The sequence below is a fragment of the Bacillus sp. ISL-46 genome, assembly GCF_018613205.1.
Map to the genome: position 1 here is coordinate 21,759 of NZ_JAGGQR010000055.1, position 18,162 is coordinate 39,920.

Sequence of the window (18,162 nt, forward strand, 5' to 3'; positions counted from 1 at the left end):
ATTAGAGACTGCTAATAGACAAGGGGTGTGTGGGAGATGGTTGAACGAGAGGGTCAGCAGAATCAATTAAATCGATCGATGAAACGTCGTCATTTGTTTATGCTTTCGTTAGGAGGAGTCATAGGAACAGGGTTGTTTTTAAATGCTGGCTATACCATTAATCAGGCCGGAGCTGGTGGTGCATTAATAGGTTATTTATTTGGTGGGATCATTTTATACTTGGTCATGGTGTGCCTAGGGGAACTGGCTGTCCACATGCCCGTAACAGGCTCATTTCAAACATATGCAAGTAAATTCATTAGTCCTTCCGCTGGATTTTCGTTAGGATGGATGTATTTCGTTGGTTCAGCCACAACGGCTGGGGTTGAATTTACCGCGGCAGGAATCCTAATGAAACGGTGGTTTCCTGATGTTTCAGTCTGGATATGGTGTGCTGTTTTCATCGCCCTGTTATTTGTCCTCAATGCTCTTACAACCAGAGGATTCGCAGAGGCAGAATATTGGTTTGCAGGTATTAAAGTGGTTGCTGTTATTTTCTTTATTATTATTGGTTTCGCTGCTATTTTTGGAATCATTCCATTGGCGGACCGTCCTGCACCATTTTTAGAAAACTTAGCACCATCTGGATTGTTCCCTGCAGGTTTTGTCATCCTTTTTGTTACGATGATGAATGTTATCTTTTCCTATCAAGGATCTGAACTGATTGGAATTGCTGCTGGGGAAAGCGAAGAGCCGGAAAAGAATATTCCCCGAGCCATTCGAAACGTCCTTTTTAGAATTATCGTCTTTTATCTAGCTTCTATTGTTATACTATCCGCCATTTTCCCATCTAAGGAACTGGGATTATTGGAAAGTCCATTCGTAACCCTTATGGATATGGCAGGTATTCCTTTCGCACCAGATATTATGAACTTTGTTATACTGACAGCGATATTATCGGTTGGAAACTCATGTATTTACGCGTCGACCCGGTTACTATGGGCGATGGCGCAAGATGGAATGGCTCCAAAACGGTTTGGAAAGCTATCAAAACGCAGGGTTCCATTTGCTGCTCTAGTATTTACGATGCTTTTTTCTCTATTATCCTTGCTAACTAGCTTTATTGCAGCCGACACAGTGTTTGTGTTGTTAATGTCGATTGCCGGCATTTCTGTTACGATTTCGTGGATCGGTATTGCCCTTTCACAGTTATTGTTTCGAAGGAAATACCTGCAAGACGGCGGAAAATTAGAGGAGTTACAATATAAAGTCCCATTTTATCCATTAATACCAATTATTTGTATCGTATTCTGCGTTTCAATCTTAATATTCTTGGCCTTTGATCCGACCCAATTAGTAGGTTTACTAGTGGGTTTAGGATTTTTAGCCGTATGCTATATTTCCTATTATTTTAAGAATAAAAAGGACAAATTGAGCGCAAATAATGATGTGGACTATCGATAGGGTGTCAGGCACCACTCGTGGACAGTTGGTTGTATTTGTCCATCTCAGGTGGACAGTTGTGATTCACCATATTGTATTTAATTAAAGGAGTAATCGGGTAATGAATCAGCTAAATTGGGGGACACCAGAGGCACTTCGTGAGCTTTTGTGCGAAGTGGTGAGCTGGAGAAGCATGACATTAACAGAGGGTGAACGTAATTTTCCTTTAAAGCTAGAAGTAAAACTACGAGGGTTGGGCTATTTTCAGGAAAATCCTACTCATTTGCTTCTTCACGATGCCGATCAGGGCAGGCGGTTTTTAACTGCTTTATATAAACATCCAAATGCAAAAGAAACCATCGTTCTCATTAGTCATTTTGATACAGTGAATACGGAGGAATATGGAGATCTAGAGGATTTTGCTTATCAGCCAGAAGAGCTAACCAACTTGCTCCATGAAAGATTGGAAGGGTTACCGGAAGATGTGGTGCAGGATCTAAAATCTGGAGAATATTTATTCGGCAGAGGCACGATGGATATGAAAATGGGACTTGTAATGCATATGGGATTAATCGAAAAAGCAACTGTCGAACAATGGCCGATTAATCTTCTCTTGTTAACCGTGCCAGATGAGGAAGTAAATTCGGCGGGTATGTGTGCAGCTGTACCGAAATTATTAGAACTAAAGGAAAAGCATGATCTCACCTATAAGCTTTTCTTGAACGGAGAACCCGTATTTTCACAAGAACCGGGTGACGAAAATTATTATGTGTATTCAGGTTCCATCGGTAAAATTATGCCATCGGCACTTTTTTACGGGAAAGAGACACATGTTGGTGAACCTCTCAGTGGAATCACAGCACCATATATTGCATCGTTTTTGACGCAGAAGATGGAATGGAATTTGAGCCTCCAAGAAACGGTGAGGGGTGAAACAACCCCTCTTCCGGTTACACTTCAACAAAAAGATTTAAAACTTGAATACTCCGCTCAAACACCATATCGCGCAGCAGCCTTGTATAATGTGTTTTTAATGGAGCGGAATGCGGAAGAAATTATGGATATCTTTGAAAAAGTGGCTGTTAACGCGGCTAGTACCTGCAACCGGGCATATATGGAAGTCTGCAAAGAGCAGTATGTAGACCCAGTTGGTGAAGTGCATGTCTTACGTTATGAAGCTTTACTTACGCATGCGATTAATAAATTTGGAACAGATTTTGTCGAAGCAATCAAAGCAGCCATTCATGCAAATTCAGAATGGGATGACCGTGAAAAATCCCTCCGAATTGCAGATACTCTAATGATTCAGTGCCAGGAACTTGCACCTGCGATGGTTTTGCTATTTGCTCCACCTTATTATCCAGCGGTAAATTCATCAAATGATGAACTCATTACACAATGTGTAGAATATGTGAAAGAGCAAGGTCTCGCAAAATTTAATTTGCCTGTTCAGCAAGTTCACTATTTTAATGGAATTAGCGACTTAAGCTATGTTAATTATCAGGACGATGGGGAAGGATGGACCGTCTTCAAATCAAATACCCCGGTATGGGGCAGCGGTTACAGCATCCCATTCGATGCGATGAAAGAACTCCAAGCTCCTGTCTTAAATGTTGGCCCACTCGGAAAAGACGCCCACAAACGAACGGAGCGACTTCATATGAAAAGTGCATTTGAAGAAGTTCCGGTTCTTGTCGAAGGTATGATAAAAATGATGATTAATAACTAGGAAAGAAACTGATTCGCATCGTCGAATCAGTTTTTTTTATTTGCTGGGACTACTCTTATTCAAATGTTCAATTTTTATTAAGAAAATATAAAGAAAAATAGGCCTTTTTAAGGAGGAGTTGATCTGACAATTTAATGGAAAATGTAGCTTTCTGTTCAAAAGTAATTTACTCTCATACAAATTACCTATATTTTAGCACTTCCGATTTATTCGCCTTTACAATTGTTTACATTCGCTTAATAAACCCCCGCTATAATGAAAATCGTAATACAGTACATTCAAGTTTATTTGAGGGGGAAAACGAATTGTTTAAGAAAAAACTTATGAAAAAGGTTCTTCCAGTTGCTGTCCTTTCAAGCATTGCTTTTAGCAGTCTTGTTGGAACTGGAACAGCAAACGCTAAATCCGAAAAAGTAGATAAAAACAATGCAGATATAAAAAATGTCATTTTTCTAATCGGGGATGGAATGGGCGTTTCTTATACGTCGGCCTACCGTTATTTAAAAGACGATCCGTCTACTAAAAGAGTGGAGTCAACTGAGTTTGATAGATTTCTAGTTGGACAACAGACTACCTATCCAGAGGATGCAAAGCAAAATGTAACGGATTCAGCATCAGCCGCTACAGCAATGGCCGCTGGTATAAAAACCTATAATGCTGCCATCGCGGTTGACAACGACAAATCTGAAGTAAAAACAGTTCTTGAAGCTGCGAAAGAGCAGGGGAAATCAACAGGTCTAGTTGCAACATCAGAAATCACACATGCCACACCTGCATCGTTTGGTTCTCATGATGTAAACCGTAATAATATGAATGCCATTGCGGATGATTATTATAATGAGATGGTTAACGGAAAACACAAAATTGACGTCCTTTTGGGTGGCGGATCAGATTTATTTATCCGCACAGACCGTAACCTTACAGAGGATTTCAAAAAAGACGGATACAGTTATGTTTCAAACCTTCAAGAATTGAAAAAAGACAAAAATGACCAGGTTCTTGGATTATTTGCGAAACGGGGTATGCCAAAAATGATCGACCGGACGGCTGAGATACCTTCCTTAGCAGATATGACGACTTCGGCCATTGAGCGCTTAAATCAAAATAAAAAAGGGTTCTTTTTGATGGTGGAAGGAAGCCAAATCGACTGGGCAGGTCATGATAATGATATTGTAGGCGCAATGAGTGAAATGGAAGATTTCGAAAAAGCGTTCAAAGCAGCGATTGAGTTTGCTAAAAAGGATGGACATACATTGGTTGTGGCAACAGCTGACCATTCAACTGGCGGTTACTCCATCGGTGCCCGCGGAGAGTATAACTGGTTTAGTGCACCGATTAATGCAACAGAACGCACACCTGATTTTATGGCAGAGCAAATTGCTAATGGGGCAGATGTGAAAGACACGTTGACTAAATATATCAATCTCACTTTAACAGATAAAGAGATTCAGTCTGTAAAAGATGCTGCGGCTACGAAGAAAGTAGTGGATATCGATAATGCGATCGAACAAATTATTGATACCCGTTCATTCACCGGATGGACGACGGGCGGACATACGGGGGAAGATGTAAATGTATATGCATTTGGTCCTGACAGCGAACGCTTTGCCGGTCAAATTGATAATACGGATAATGCCAAAATCATCTTTGACATTCTTGAAAAAGACAGCCGAAAAACAGTCATCGAAGACAAGTAAGTTTAAAAATTAAGTAGATTAGGATTGGAAAATATGATATCCCGTTGCCTTTTTAGCAGCGGGATATCTTTCTAAAAAGGAGTTTTACGTGATGGGAGGAATTGATATGAAACAGGCAATAATAACTATTTTATTTGTATTTCTACTTACGGGTTGTTCATTTGTTTCAATTCAACCAACTAATGAGAAAACTGATTCAAAAACAGAGAATACTTCCACAGCTACCAAAAAGATCTCGAAAGACGAACATGACGCCTATTATAATAGCCCTCAAGTTACGGATGATTCAACCTTACAAAAACCCGGACAGTCTGTTACGGATGAAAAAGGAGAGGCTACCTTAAAAGCGATCAAACAAATAAATAAGGTATATCATTTTGGGGATATCGAGTACACGATCAAAGAAATGAAACTACTTCACTACCGACCTGATTATAGTTTAATTGACTATTTCCATCCGTTAACGGAATCCGAGGAATTTGATTTTATTAAAATAAGTGTCGATATTAAAAATCAATCCATAGAAAAGCGTAATTTTGCCCCAGTCGCCCTTTTTGAAACGAATACAGGTGAGAAAATGGACTGGAAACAGGATATGTATCTTGAACATTTAAATGGAGAAATCGGAGGAAACCAAATCAAACGGGGGAGTCTAGGCTTTATAGTTGACCAAGCTGGCAGCAAAAAAACGGAATGGATTAAAATTCTAACCAGTGACGTGTTTAATGATAAACAGGAAAGGCTGGAGGAAGCACAAAAAATCCAACTTGATTTTTAATGGAGAATAAAAAGGTGTCAGGCACCACTCGTGGACATTTGTCCACGAGCGGTGCCTGACACCCTTTGACCTGTGTAAAATTTTTACGAATATATAAAGACCTTGAGTAATAGTACCTTTCTGGATGAAACGGAAGGACATCAGGGCCCTACCCATGATTGGGATAGGGCCCTTTTTGTATTCCGAGGTTGTGCAACAAATTGGTACAATTTTTATGAGAGGGTAGTCATTATGGATATAGTATAATAAAAATATTGAAATTTCTAATTGTACATGTCTTCTTCTGGAGGGATTGCGTTGACAGTCGGGGAACTATGCCGAACACTAATTGTAGACGATGAAATGTTGATCAGACAAGGGATTAAGCACTATATCAATTGGGAGCAAGAGGGCTTTATGATTGTTGGGGAAGCTTCGAACGGTCAAGAAGCACTGGAATTAATTGAGGCCACCGCCCCACATATCATTATTACAGATATCGTAATGCCGATCATGGATGGGGAAGAATTAACAAGAATTGTGAAGGAAAGATATCCTCACATTGAAATCATTATTTTAAGCAGTTTTGGAGAATTCGATTATGTTCGCTCCACCTTCCAAAGTGGTGTCGTTGATTATATCTTAAAGCCGAAGCTCAATGCAGACGGTCTCTTAAAGGCGCTGAAAAATGCCGCAAGCAGAATTCCTTCCTTTCAGAAAGTGGATCAAAGATTAACAGGCAATCTCCCAATTGGGCAGATTATCAATAAACTGATTTCAGGATATGAAGTGAATTATGATTCGGAGTTAGTATCCAAAGCTTTGCCATACAGCCATTATTGTTTAATTGGAGCTGATTTAAGGAATCACCAGTCTAGAAATAGTGCAGAATTTCAAACAAGTATCAAGGCGAAAATCAAAGAGGCATTGCAACATATCATAAATCAAATTGTTTACGAGCCCTTAAGCGTTGAAGAGAATATCATTGGATACTTAATTAATATAAACAAGCAGAATGATAAAGAGTTTATTAAATTGGCCAGCCAACTTGCAGAGTCTATACCAGGAATGAGTATTGCTTTGACGGATGAGTTTTCAGACCTTTCTCAACTAGGAAGCAACTACAAAGAAAGTCTCGTAAAATTGTTAGATTATCGCTTTTATTTTCCAAATCAACCGTTTTTAATGAAAGAGAATCTTCCAAAAGTGCCGCCCAAACCCGAAAATTTTAATTTGGATTGGTTTACAGAAGAATTAAAGAGAAAACATTTTGATTCCGCTTTCAAATATCTACAAGACCATGTAAAGGTAATGTCTTCTTGTTATACGATGGATGTCTTTGAATATAAAGCTTTTTTTGGCAACATTATTTTTAACATTACCATTCTCCTAAGTAATATGAAATTTGACGTAACAGAATTGGAAGAAGCCAAGTATTCATATTTTAGATCGATTGATGAAGCACCTTCGGCGAAGGCCACGGTTGAACTAATGAATCGCTTTATTGAAGAAGCGGAAAAATGCATATTTTTGGTGCAGAGTGAGCCCGAAGATATAAATATGAAAAAACTGATGGAATATATTAGAGAACATTATGCCGAACCGCTTACCCTTACTGGGGTCGCAAAGCACTTTCATTTTAATCCATCTTATCTTTCAAGCTATTTTTCAACGCATAATAAGGAAGGATTCATCGAATATCTAAATAGAATGCGGATCGAAGAAGCGACGAAACTGCTCATGGAGGGAATGGAATCTATCTCAGAAATTAGTGGAATGGTCGGTTATTCGGACCACAGTTATTTCTGTAAAGTTTTTAAGAAAATAAAGGGATTGTCTCCAAGCCAATACAAAAGAAAGCAAAAACTAAGATAAGAGATGGTGAATTATGAGATTTATTCCCGAACGTTTTAAACATAACGGATTGTTTATCGTTATGTTTTTCATTACGGTTATGATGATTATCACAGTTTCGATCACTATTACATGGACAACGATTCGGATGTCGGAGCAATTTTTTATTAAAAAGTTTAGCATTACGAACTCTAAAGTAATGAGTCAGGTAAAGGGAAGTTTCGAATCCTTTAACTATTCGGTCGTCCTAGCATCTAACAATCTCCTTCAAAGCAATACGGTTAAAAAAATTCTTACGAGGGAGCAATATAGCAATAAAGAGAAACTTAATGCCTATTTTAATGCGGGCCAACAGTTAAAGCGAATTGAAACTAATTTAGATGCATATGAAGAAAGCATTCTAGTCATGGGTAGAAATGGATTCAGTTTTGCAACGGATCGGACGTACTGGCCAATAACGGATGAGGAATTAAGGACTAGCAGACTTACTAGTAATACGTTTAAGGAACCAAAGAAACTGGTGTACCAATTGGACAAGCGAAATGATGGAACGAATCGCCAGTTCATTGTGGCATCAAAGGTACTAATGGAACGGATCAACGGTACTGTTTATGGATCGATGTTCTTTGCGTTTGATGAAAGTCAATTTAGACAGTTCTTCACAAGCTATACAGGACCTGGTAATAATGTGTTTGTCGTAGACAAGCAGGGAGTTATTGTTTCTAGCAACCAATCAAAGCTCATAGGGCAAGCACCAAAAGGCCTGCTTAGCTATGTAGGAAAAATTGAAAAGAGTTCAGACCATTATATCATTGATAATTTTATGGGAAAGGATCAGATTATCTCGATGGAATACCTTCCATCGTTTGACATGTACCTATTTAATATAATTGATAAGCAAAAAGCAGTTGGAGACCTAATTGATAAGAAAGATATCGTGCTCATCTCAATGGGTATCGTCTTTGTGGCGTTAATCATTGTCTTACTAGCGACGAGGAGATTGACAAATTCGTTATCGAGTCTTGTTAAGCAGATAGAAGATGCGTCAAAACATGAATTCCACCAATATGTTACTGCAACCGGCACATATGAAACCATGAAAATCGGCAATGCCTTTAATTCCATGCTCGATGAGCTTCACTTGTATGTTGAACAGCTTGTGGAATCACAAAAGCAAAAGCGCAATGCGGAATTGGCTGCGCTGCAGCAGCAAATTAATCCTCATTTTTTATACAACACGTTAACTTCAATAAAATTCATGGTGCAGCAAGGTGGAAAAAAAGAAACCGAAGCAACAATTAATGCTTTAATATCCTTGCTTCAGAATACAATTGGCAATGTCAGCGAGACGAATACCATTGTCCAAGAAGTGGATAATTTAAAAAACTACGTCCTTATTAATCAAAAGCGGTACGGTAACCGGATTAATGTTAACTATTTTATCGCGCCAGATTGTTTGGAATATCACGTACCAAAGCTTATCCTGCAGCCTTTTATGGAAAATTCATTCTTTCATGGCTTCAATCGTAAGACTGGTGGCTATATTAATGTACTTGTCTGGAAAGAGGAGAATACGTTGATTTGTGAAGTCGTGGATAACGGAGATGGAATGGAAGTCTCTTCAGAGAATAAACTCCCGACTACAAAGCGTAAGCAACAGATGTTTTCAGGGATTGGTGTGCGGAATGTCCATGAGCGTATCCAGCTGATTTACGGGGAACAGTATGGGGTGACAATTTCTAGCGAGTTGGGTGAAGGGACAAAGGTCCGGATGACACTTCCAGTTTCAACTAAGTGAAAATAGTCATAAAATCTAAAAATAATCCAAATAAATCAATTGGAAGCGTGTTCATGTTATAAAAATATTACCAACCATTTAAAATATCGTCCTAACGGTTACTTCCTAACAGGTGATAACATTGTATTTGCAAGTTAGATAACGCTTACAAAAATAGAATGTTGGGGGAATATCAATGAAAAAAGTACTAGCACTCTTTTTAGTTAGTATATTGATGCTAACTGCCTGTTCTTCGGGATCAAATAAAGAGACTTCCGACAGCGGCAAAGATACAAATGAAGTAACAGTATGGGCATGGGACCCGAATTTTAACATTAAAGCAATGAATTTAGCAAAAGAAGCTTATAAATCTGAAAACGCAGATGTAAACATTAAAGTTATTGAACATGCTCAAGATGACATTATCCAAAAGCTAAATACAAGCTTAAGCTCTGGGACTACAAAAGGGTTGCCGAATATTGTTCTAATCGAAGATTATCGGGCGCAAAGCTTCCTTAAAGCGTATCCAGATATGTTCCATGAATTAACAGGATCGTTTAAAGCAGATGATTTTGCTCAGTATAAAATTGCCCCTACGAGCTTGGACGGCAAAAACTACGGCCTTCCATTCGATACGGGTGTAACGGGACTATACGTTAGAACGGATTACATGGAAAAAGCGGGCTACACGGTTGATGATTTAAAAGATATCGACTGGAACAAGTACATTGAAATTGGTAAAAAGGTAAAAGAAGCAACGGGGAAACAAATGCTTACACAGGATCCAAAAGACCTTGGTCTTATTCGTATGATGGTTCAGACAAGCGGTTCATGGTATTTAAAGAATGACGGGGTTACACCTGACATAGCGGACAACGCTTCTTTAAAGGAAGCATTCCAAACATATAAAGCAATTTTAGATGCAGATTTAATAAAACCTGTTTCTGACTGGGGTCAGTTCGTAGCAGGCTTTAACAGCGGTGATGTTGCAACTGTTCCTACTGGGAACTGGATTACTCCATCCATTAAAGCGGAAAGCTCACAAGCAGGTAAATGGGCAGTTGTTCCGATGCCAAGACAATCTGGCATTTCAAGTTCAGTGAACGCTTCAAACTTAGGAGGAAGTTCTTGGTACGTGCTTAACATCCCTGGTAAAGAAAAGGCTGCTGACTTCTTAGGAAAAACATTTGGATCTAATGCTGATTTTTATCAGACCTTAAATAAAGAAATGGGCGCTATTGGTACTTATAAACCAGCTGCTGAAGGTGAAGCCTATAAGGCTGCCGATGATTTCTTCGGAGGTCAAAAAGTAGTTTCAGACTTTGCAGCTTGGACAGAAAAAATCCCTCAAGTGAACTATGGTATGCACACATATGCCCTTGAGGACATTTTAGCTGTGGGAATGCAAGATTACCTTAAAGGTAAAGATCTAGATAAAGTATTAGAAGATGCACAAAAACAAGCAGAAGAACAAATTAAATAACACAACAAATTAGCAAGTAACACATCTTTGTAAAGAGATTATGCCTTTGAATTCGCCGGCTTCTACCCTTCAGTAATTGGAGCTATCTGATGTGTCAGGCGATTTTCTGAGGCTCTTTTCTTTTTTTCTTGAAATTACAACGTAAGGAGTTGACTAAAATTGATAACTGCGAAAGAAAACCACACTCAAACTCTTCCAAAAGCAAATTCAGGTCGGAAGCTTCGGTTAAAAAATAATGTTATTGGCTGGTCCTTTGTGATTATCGCTGCCGTAATGATCTTTTTGTTTTACTTCTACCCAATGGTTCAGGCTCTTATTTTGTCATTTCAATCAGGGGTAGGTGCGAATTTAACATTTACAGGTATCGATAATTATACGCGTTTATTTAAGGATCCAACGTTCCTTACAACGGTAAAAAATACGGTGATCTATCTGATCATCCAAGTACCAGTTATGATTCTACTTGCTTTATTTCTTTCCGTTTTACTAAATAATAAAACGTTGAAGTTCAAGGGCTTTTTTCGAACAGCCATCTTCTTACCATGCGTAACCTCACTTGTTGCCTATTCCGTCATTTTCAAATATTTGTTTGGTCAAGATGGGATTATCAATATCATGTTAATGAAAGTTTCACTAATTTCTGAGCCCATCCAATGGCTCACCGATCCTTTTTGGGCCAAAATTGCCATTATTGTGGCTATCACTTGGCGTTGGACAGGTTATAACATGATCTTCTATTTATCGGCTCTTCAAAACGTCGATGAATCTATCTATGAAGCAGCTAGGATAGATGGGGCTTCGCCAGTTCAACAATTTTTCAAGATTACGATCCCAATGTTGAAGCCGATTATCCTATTTACATCTATCACTTCAACAATTGGTACGCTTCAGCTATTTGACGAGGTCATGAATATTACCAAGGGTGGGCCGGGTAATGCGACAATGACAATTTCTCAGTATATCTATAATTTATCGTTTAAGTATACCCCTGACTTTGGGTATGCGGCTACTGTCTCTTATGCCATTGTCATTATGATCGTCATCTTCTCTATCATTCAGTTCAAAGTGGCAGGTGATAAAAATGAATAACCTTAAACGCTCATTCAGCTATACAGTCCTTATCATCGCTTCCATTGTTTCTATGTTTCCGTTTCTATGGATGATTGTGAGCTCGACGAACAAGTCTGTCGATGTAACGCAAGGAAGGATGCTGCCTGGCAGTCATTTTATAGAAAACCTTCACAATCTACTAGACACAGTTGATCTTGTACCTGCTTTAATAAATTCAACGAAAATCTCGATTTTAACGACCGTCCTTGCCATGCTTATCGCCTCCTTGGCAGGATATGGATTTGAAATTTACAAAAGTAAGTCGAAGGACTTTGTGTTTAATATTTTACTGGTTTCTATGATGATTCCTTTTGCGGCTTTAATGGTACCGCTCTTTAGAATGTTCGCCACCATTTCTCAAGCCCTTCCAATGATCGGAATCGATACGCTTACAGCCGTCATCTTACCAACGGTTACAACTGCTTATCTTATCTTTTTCTTTAGACAAAGCACAAAGATGTTCCCGAAGGAAATTCTTGAAGCGGGAAGAATTGATGGTCTGTCCGAATTGGGATGTTTCTTCCGGATATATGTTCCGACAATGAAGACGACCTATGCAGCAGCTGCCATCATTACCTTCATGGCTAGCTGGAACAGTTATTTATGGCCGCTGGTTGTGTTGCAGTCACCCGAGAACCAAACCATTCCGCTGTTAATCTCAAACCTTGGTTCAAGCTACTCACCCGACTTTGGAATGATTATGACAGCGATTGTGATTGCCACCCTGCCGGCAGCACTTATCTTCTTCATTATGCAAAAGCATTTCGTTGCAGGGATGATGGGTTCAGTTAAATAATAAAATTTTGGAAAAATGTAGATAGGAAGAGTGATAGTGATGACAACCATTCCAAAAATAGATTGGCTTACAGACTTAAATGTATTTGCCGTTAATCGACTTCCAGCACATTCAGACCACCGATATTATGAAACACTGGAGCAGGCAAAAATTGCAGGCCCAATGGCAATGCGCCATGAATTAAACGGTAACTGGAAATTTAACTATAGCGTAAATCCAGACAATCGTCCGGAGAATTTTCACCGGCTGGATTTTAATTGCATGGGCTGGGGGGACATCACCGTCCCAGGTCACATTCAGCTTCAAGGCTACGGGAAACCACAATATGTGAATACGATGTACCCATGGGACGGGCTTAACGAGATCCGTCCGCCAGAAATTCCACACGACCATAATGCGGTTGGAAGCTATGTGAAGATGTTTACCGTTCCCCCTCAAATGGAAAACAAGCCACTGTATATATCCTTTCAAGGTGTGGAGTCGGCCTTTTATGTGTGGTTAAATGGGGAGTTCGTCGGCTATAGTGAGGACTCGTTTACTCCTGCAGAATTTGAGCTTACCCCATTTCTTACAGAGGGTGAGAATAAGCTTGCCGTCGCGGTTTACCAACGGAGCACGGGCAGCTGGCTCGAGGACCAGGATTTCTGGCGTTTTTCTGGTATTTTCCGTGATGTTTACCTCTATACAGTACCGGAAATTCATGTTTATGACGCCGGTATTCGCGCAGAGCTGGATCCGACTTTTACGAAAGGGACGCTTCAAGCAGACCTAAAGCTTTTATCTGATGTGGTTTCTCCGGCAAAAATAGTTGCTGAATTGTACGATACCGAGGGGCACTTAGTAGCAGCACAAAACGGTGATTTCACTGACGGAAATTGGACAGTTTTAATGATGATCAATAATCCAAAGCTATGGAGTGCGGAAAATCCTTATTTGTATCAGTTTTATATTCAGGTATATAACGAGTTAGGTCATTTGGTAGAGGTTATTCCGCAGAAAGTCGGCTTCCGAAGATTTGAAATGGCTGATAAAATCATGTGCCTTAATGGTGAACGAATTGTATTCAAGGGTGTCAATCGCCATGAATTTAATTGCCGTACCGGCCGCGCGATTACAAAGGAAGACATGCTTTGGGATATTAAAACATTGAAACAGAACAACATTAACGCTGTCCGGACGTCCCATTACCCGAATCAAAGTTATTGGTATGAGTTATGCGATGAATACGGTGTCTATGTCATCGATGAAATGAACCTTGAAACGCACGGTTCATGGCAAAAGATGGGGGCAGTCGAGCCGTCATGGAACATCCCCGGGAATAAGCCGGAATGGGAGAACATCGTCATGGACAGAGCGGTATCCATGTTTGAACGGGACAAAAATCACCCGTCGATCCTCATTTGGTCATGTGGCAATGAATCCTATGCGGGTGAAGTGATTCTGAATGTTTCTAAATATTTTAAGAGTGTAGATCCAAGTCGCCTGGTTCATTATGAAGGTGTTTTCCATGCGCGTGATTACAATGATACGAGTGATATGGAAAGCCGGATGTATGCAAAGCCAGCTGACATTGAGAATTATTTGAACGATAACCCGTCAAAGCCATACATTAGCTGTGAATATATGCACGCCATGGGGAATTCCCTTGGCGGTATGAACAAATATACAGATTTAGAGCGGAAATATCCGATGTATCAAGGTGGATTTATTTGGGATTATATTGATCAGTCGATTATTAAAAAAGACCGTTATGGCAAGGAATTTTTGGCCTACGGCGGTGATTATGACGATCGCCCAACGGATTATGGCTTCTGTACGAATGGGATTGTGTATGCCAATCGAGAGTTGTCGCCGAAGATGCAGGAAGTAAAGTATTTATATCAAAATATCAAACTGAGTCCGGATCGTACGGGGGTAACCATTCAGAATGAAAGTCTTTTCGTAGATACGTCCGATTATGATTTGGAGTACACTCTCTACCTTGAAGGTAAAGAGTGGTATCGGAATCAGCTCGATGTGGTGGTGGCACCGCAGAGTGAAGGGCGCATCGAATTTAAATTGCCTGCTGAAATCACCAGCGTTTCTGGCGAATATTGTATACAAACTTCTTTTAAGCTGAAGGAAAGTAATCTCTGGGCGGACGCTGGCTACGAGATCGCGTTCGGACAATATGTGTTCAGGACGGAGGCGTTTGTCGAGCAGACGGCAGCTCACGGGGAATTACGGGTTGTCACTGGCGATGTCAATGTTGGTGTCCACGGCACTGACTTCACCATCTTGTTCTCGAAACAGGCGGGCAGCTTGGTTTCACTTAACTATGCAGGGAAAGAGATGATTGCTCTTCCGCCGGCACCGTTATTCTGGCGGGCGACGACGGATAATGACCGCGGTTATTCCCAAGGCTATCATTCGGGACTTTGGTATGCAGCCAGTCTTGCGCGCCAATGCATTGGGATGGATGTCGAACAAGCTAATGGTCAGGTGAGCATTGCTTTTACTTATAAATTATCGATTAGTGAAAAAGTAGTGGTGAAAGTAAATTATACCGTTCTTGCCAATGGCAGTGTTCATGTGAAGTCGGTCTATCAGGGGGCGGAAAATCTCCCGCAGCTGCCGATTTTTGCAGTATCCTTCAAGGTGCCTGCCGATTATGACCAACTAGAATGGTATGCGATGGGTCCTGAAGAAAATTACTCAGACCGAGCGCAAGGAGCAAGACTTGGAATATTTAAAAATCAAGTAATTGAGAATTTATCCGGATATGTCATGCCGCAAGAATCGGGCAACCGGACGGGAGTGCGCCGAGTTAGTCTGACCAACAAGGAAGGACAGGGAATAAAAATTTCAGCTGCGACTAAACCATTAGAGTGCAATTTTTCTCCTTATACGGCTTTTGAACTCGAGAATGCTCAGCATCATTACGAGCTTCCAAATGTCCATTACACCGTTGTGACGGTCGCAGGCAAACAGATGGGCATCGGCGGAGACGACAGCTGGGGTGCACCGGTGCATGATGAACACCTCATTCCTGCCAATCAAGACATGGAATTCGAGTTTGTGATTAATAGAATCTAATTATGAAATGGATCAAATAAAGAAAAGAGCCTTATATTGCCAGGCTCTTTCCTTTTAAGTAAGTAAGCTTTGTAAAAATTTTATACACAAGTTGATTGTAGCGAAGTGCCTGGAGCGGAAATCAAAAACCAAGTTTAACAGAGACTATAAGTAAAAAGAATATGTCTAAAACAAACCAATTTTGTGAAGGAGAAAGTTATGCTAATTCATGTTAATCAAGAGGACAGACAGTTTCATTTAACAAATGGCCAAGTTAGTTATATTTTTCACGTGATGAAAAATGGACAATTAGGCCATCTTTATTATGGAAAGGCATTGCGCCATAGAGAAGATTTTTCTCACTTGCAGACGTATGATGTGCCAACAGGGGCTACTACACACGTGTATGCAGATGATCCTGCTTTTGGTTTGGAAACGCTCCGTCAAGAATACCCTGCCTACGGAAATTCTGATTTTCGCGAACCGGCAATCAGTGTGAGTAAAACGACGGCTAATCATGTTCCTAATTTCAAATATGATTCGTATCAACTGGTAGACGGAAAGCCTCGTCTTGAAGGTCTGCCGGCAACCTATACAGAAGACAATCAGGACGCTAGTACACTTCAAATTATCTTAAAGGATGAATTCCTCCAAGCAGAATTGACGTTAAATTATACAATATTCCGTGATATGCCTGTCATAACGAGAAGTGCTTCCTTGAAAAATGAAAGTCAAGAGGAATTGGTTATTGATCGATTAATGGCAGCATCGCTCGACCTTCCGGATAAAGATTTTTTATTTACCCATTTAGCGGGTGCATGGTCACGGGAGCGGCATGTAAAAGAGAGAATACTGGAAACAGGCATTCAGTCTATTTCCAGTCTGCGTGGTGCCAGCTCTCACCACCATAATCCATTCTTGGCACTAAAGCGTCCGGAGGCGACGGAACGTACAGGTGAGGTATATGGCTTTAATTTTATATATAGCAGTAACTTTTTGATGCAAATAGAAGTGGATCATTACGACACAGCAAGGCTCATGGTTGGGATTCATCCGTTTGGCTTCAAGTGGAATTTAAAGCCGCAAGCTGCATTTCAAACCCCAGAAGTGGTGATGGTGTATTCCGACCAAGGCTTAAATGGGATGAGCCAGGCCTTTCATAGTCTTTATCGCGAGCACCTGGTTCAATCGCAATGGAAGAAGGCCGTCCGTCCGATTTTGATTAATAACTGGGAAGCAACCTACTTTGATTTTAATGAGGAGAAACTCGTCAATATTGCGAAATCAGCAAGTGAATTAGGAATCGAACTGCTGGTCCTTGATGATGGTTGGTTTGGAAAACGGAATGATGATACCTCCTCTCTTGGAGATTGGCATGTGGACTTAGATAAACTTCCGGGTGGCTTAGAAAGCTTAGCCCAGAAAATATCTGCAACTGGAATGAAATTTGGGCTATGGTTTGAGCCGGAGATGATCAGTCCGAACAGTGAATTATTTAGCGAACACCCAGATTGGGCCGTTGGTGTTCCAGGTCAGCACTATACATTGGGACGCAATCAGCTCGTTCTTGACTTTTCAAGACCAGAAATTGTTGATTATCTTTATGAAAAAATGTCCGATATTATTAAAAAAACAAACCTTGCTTATATTAAATGGGATATGAATCGGAACATTACCGAAGCATTCTCACAAAAACTAGCCGTTCATCAGCAAGGCGAGTTCTTCCATCGCTATATTTTAGGAGTCTATGATCTCTATGAACGGTTAACACGTGAATTCCCGCATGTGTTGTTTGAATCTTGTGCAGGCGGCGGGGGAAGATTCGACCCAGGGATGATGTATTATGCACCGCAAGCATGGACAAGTGATGATACGGATGCGATTGAGAGGCTAAAAATCCAATACGGTACCTCCTTCGCCTATCCAGTTTACAGCATGGGATCTCATGTGTCGGCTGTTCCGAATCACCAAACATTGCGGACGACACCGTTAGCAACAAGGGCAAATACTGCTTACTTTGGAACCTTTGGCTATGAATTAGATCCAGTGAAATTGACCGAAGAAGAGCGTGCAGAAATTAAAGAGCAGGTTGCTTTTTATAAAAAGCATCGAGGATTAATTCGCGATGGTCAATTTTATCGCTTGTTGAGTCCTTTTTCGAATAATGAAACGGCTTGGATGGTCGTGAGTAAGGACCAATCGGAAGCCTTGATTGGCTGGTATAAGGTTTTGGCTACGCCGAATCCTAAAAAGCAGCAAACGCTTCGTCTCAGTGGACTAGCTGAATCGAAGATGTATAAAGTGGCTGGAAGAGAGCAAACGTATTATGGCGATGAGCTCATGAACGTGGGACTGCCGCTTCCAACGGAGTTTAACGGTGTCAATGGAGGGAGTGCCGAGCGTGGCGGCGACTTCCAGTCCCAGGTTTTTTATTTGCAAAAGACCGAAGGAAAGGTAATGGAATAAAAGCAGGACAGGAAACG

11 protein-coding genes are annotated in these 18,162 nt (G+C 40.5%); all 11 read left to right on the forward strand.

What is annotated here, in order from left to right:
* The first annotated feature begins 36 nt into the window (after positions 1 to 36).
* The 11 genes from J7E67_RS24385 (at position 37) to J7E67_RS24435 (ending at position 18,145) form a co-directional block, all read left to right on the forward strand.
* Positions 37 to 1,443, forward strand: a complete 1,407-nt coding sequence (locus J7E67_RS24385; RefSeq protein WP_214714216.1) for an amino acid permease — start codon at positions 37 to 39, stop codon at positions 1,441 to 1,443.
* A 100-nt stretch (positions 1,444 to 1,543) separates the two neighbouring features.
* Positions 1,544 to 3,151, forward strand: a complete 1,608-nt coding sequence (locus J7E67_RS24390) for a M20/M25/M40 family metallo-hydrolase (RefSeq protein ID WP_214714214.1) — start codon at positions 1,544 to 1,546, stop codon at positions 3,149 to 3,151.
* 323 nt (positions 3,152 to 3,474) lie between these two features.
* Positions 3,475 to 4,848, forward strand: a complete 1,374-nt coding sequence (locus tag J7E67_RS24395; RefSeq protein ID WP_214714307.1) for an alkaline phosphatase — start codon at positions 3,475 to 3,477, stop codon at positions 4,846 to 4,848.
* A 106-nt stretch (positions 4,849 to 4,954) separates the two neighbouring features.
* Positions 4,955 to 5,626, forward strand: coding sequence for a hypothetical protein (locus tag J7E67_RS24400; RefSeq protein WP_214714212.1), 672 nt, complete (start codon positions 4,955 to 4,957; stop codon positions 5,624 to 5,626).
* 297 nt (positions 5,627 to 5,923) lie between these two features.
* The gene (locus J7E67_RS24405; protein WP_285290535.1) at positions 5,924 to 7,480 is read left to right on the forward strand and encodes a response regulator transcription factor; all 1,557 of its coding nucleotides are present in this window, start codon (positions 5,924 to 5,926) and stop codon (positions 7,478 to 7,480) included.
* 13 nt (positions 7,481 to 7,493) lie between these two features.
* Positions 7,494 to 9,257, forward strand: a complete 1,764-nt coding sequence (locus J7E67_RS24410; RefSeq protein ID WP_251026968.1) for a sensor histidine kinase — start codon at positions 7,494 to 7,496, stop codon at positions 9,255 to 9,257.
* Between the two features lie 175 nt (positions 9,258 to 9,432).
* The gene (locus J7E67_RS24415; protein WP_214714208.1) at positions 9,433 to 10,719 is read left to right on the forward strand and encodes an ABC transporter substrate-binding protein; all 1,287 of its coding nucleotides are present in this window, start codon (positions 9,433 to 9,435) and stop codon (positions 10,717 to 10,719) included.
* A gap of 240 nt (positions 10,720 to 10,959) precedes the next feature.
* Positions 10,960 to 11,808, forward strand: coding sequence for a carbohydrate ABC transporter permease (locus tag J7E67_RS24420; protein WP_374102967.1), 849 nt, complete (start codon positions 10,960 to 10,962; stop codon positions 11,806 to 11,808).
* Positions 11,801 to 12,625: a carbohydrate ABC transporter permease gene (locus tag J7E67_RS24425; RefSeq protein WP_214714206.1), complete on the forward strand. Its 825-nt coding sequence runs from the start codon at positions 11,801 to 11,803 to the stop codon at positions 12,623 to 12,625. The genes J7E67_RS24420 and J7E67_RS24425 overlap by 8 nt, the downstream gene beginning before the upstream one ends.
* A 39-nt stretch (positions 12,626 to 12,664) precedes the next feature.
* Positions 12,665 to 15,700 (forward strand): beta-galactosidase, LacZ type, encoded by a 3,036-nt coding sequence (gene lacZ / locus J7E67_RS24430; protein WP_214714301.1) that lies wholly within the window; start codon positions 12,665 to 12,667, stop codon positions 15,698 to 15,700.
* A 198-nt stretch (positions 15,701 to 15,898) separates the two neighbouring features.
* Positions 15,899 to 18,145, forward strand: coding sequence for an alpha-galactosidase (locus J7E67_RS24435; RefSeq protein WP_214714204.1), 2,247 nt, complete (start codon positions 15,899 to 15,901; stop codon positions 18,143 to 18,145).
* The last annotated feature ends 17 nt before the right edge of the window (positions 18,146 to 18,162 follow it).

What these genes read in the sequence shown, in the direction of transcription:
- lacZ (WP_214714301.1), top strand. Translation starts at nt 12,665, where the DNA reads ATGACAACCATTCCAAAAATAGATTGGCTTACAGACTTAAATGTATTT.
- J7E67_RS24390 (WP_214714214.1), top strand. Translation starts at nt 1,544, where the DNA reads ATGAATCAGCTAAATTGGGGGACACCAGAGGCACTTCGTGAGCTTTTG.
- J7E67_RS24425 (WP_214714206.1), top strand. Translation starts at nt 11,801, where the DNA reads ATGAATAACCTTAAACGCTCATTCAGCTATACAGTCCTTATCATCGCT.
- J7E67_RS24385 (WP_214714216.1), top strand. Translation starts at nt 37, where the DNA reads ATGGTTGAACGAGAGGGTCAGCAGAATCAATTAAATCGATCGATGAAA.
- J7E67_RS24435 (WP_214714204.1), top strand. Translation starts at nt 15,899, where the DNA reads ATGCTAATTCATGTTAATCAAGAGGACAGACAGTTTCATTTAACAAAT.
- J7E67_RS24415 (WP_214714208.1), top strand. Translation starts at nt 9,433, where the DNA reads ATGAAAAAAGTACTAGCACTCTTTTTAGTTAGTATATTGATGCTAACT.
- J7E67_RS24410 (WP_251026968.1), top strand. Translation starts at nt 7,494, where the DNA reads ATGAGATTTATTCCCGAACGTTTTAAACATAACGGATTGTTTATCGTT.
- J7E67_RS24395 (WP_214714307.1), top strand. Translation starts at nt 3,475, where the DNA reads ATGAAAAAGGTTCTTCCAGTTGCTGTCCTTTCAAGCATTGCTTTTAGC.
- J7E67_RS24400 (WP_214714212.1), top strand. Translation starts at nt 4,955, where the DNA reads ATGAAACAGGCAATAATAACTATTTTATTTGTATTTCTACTTACGGGT.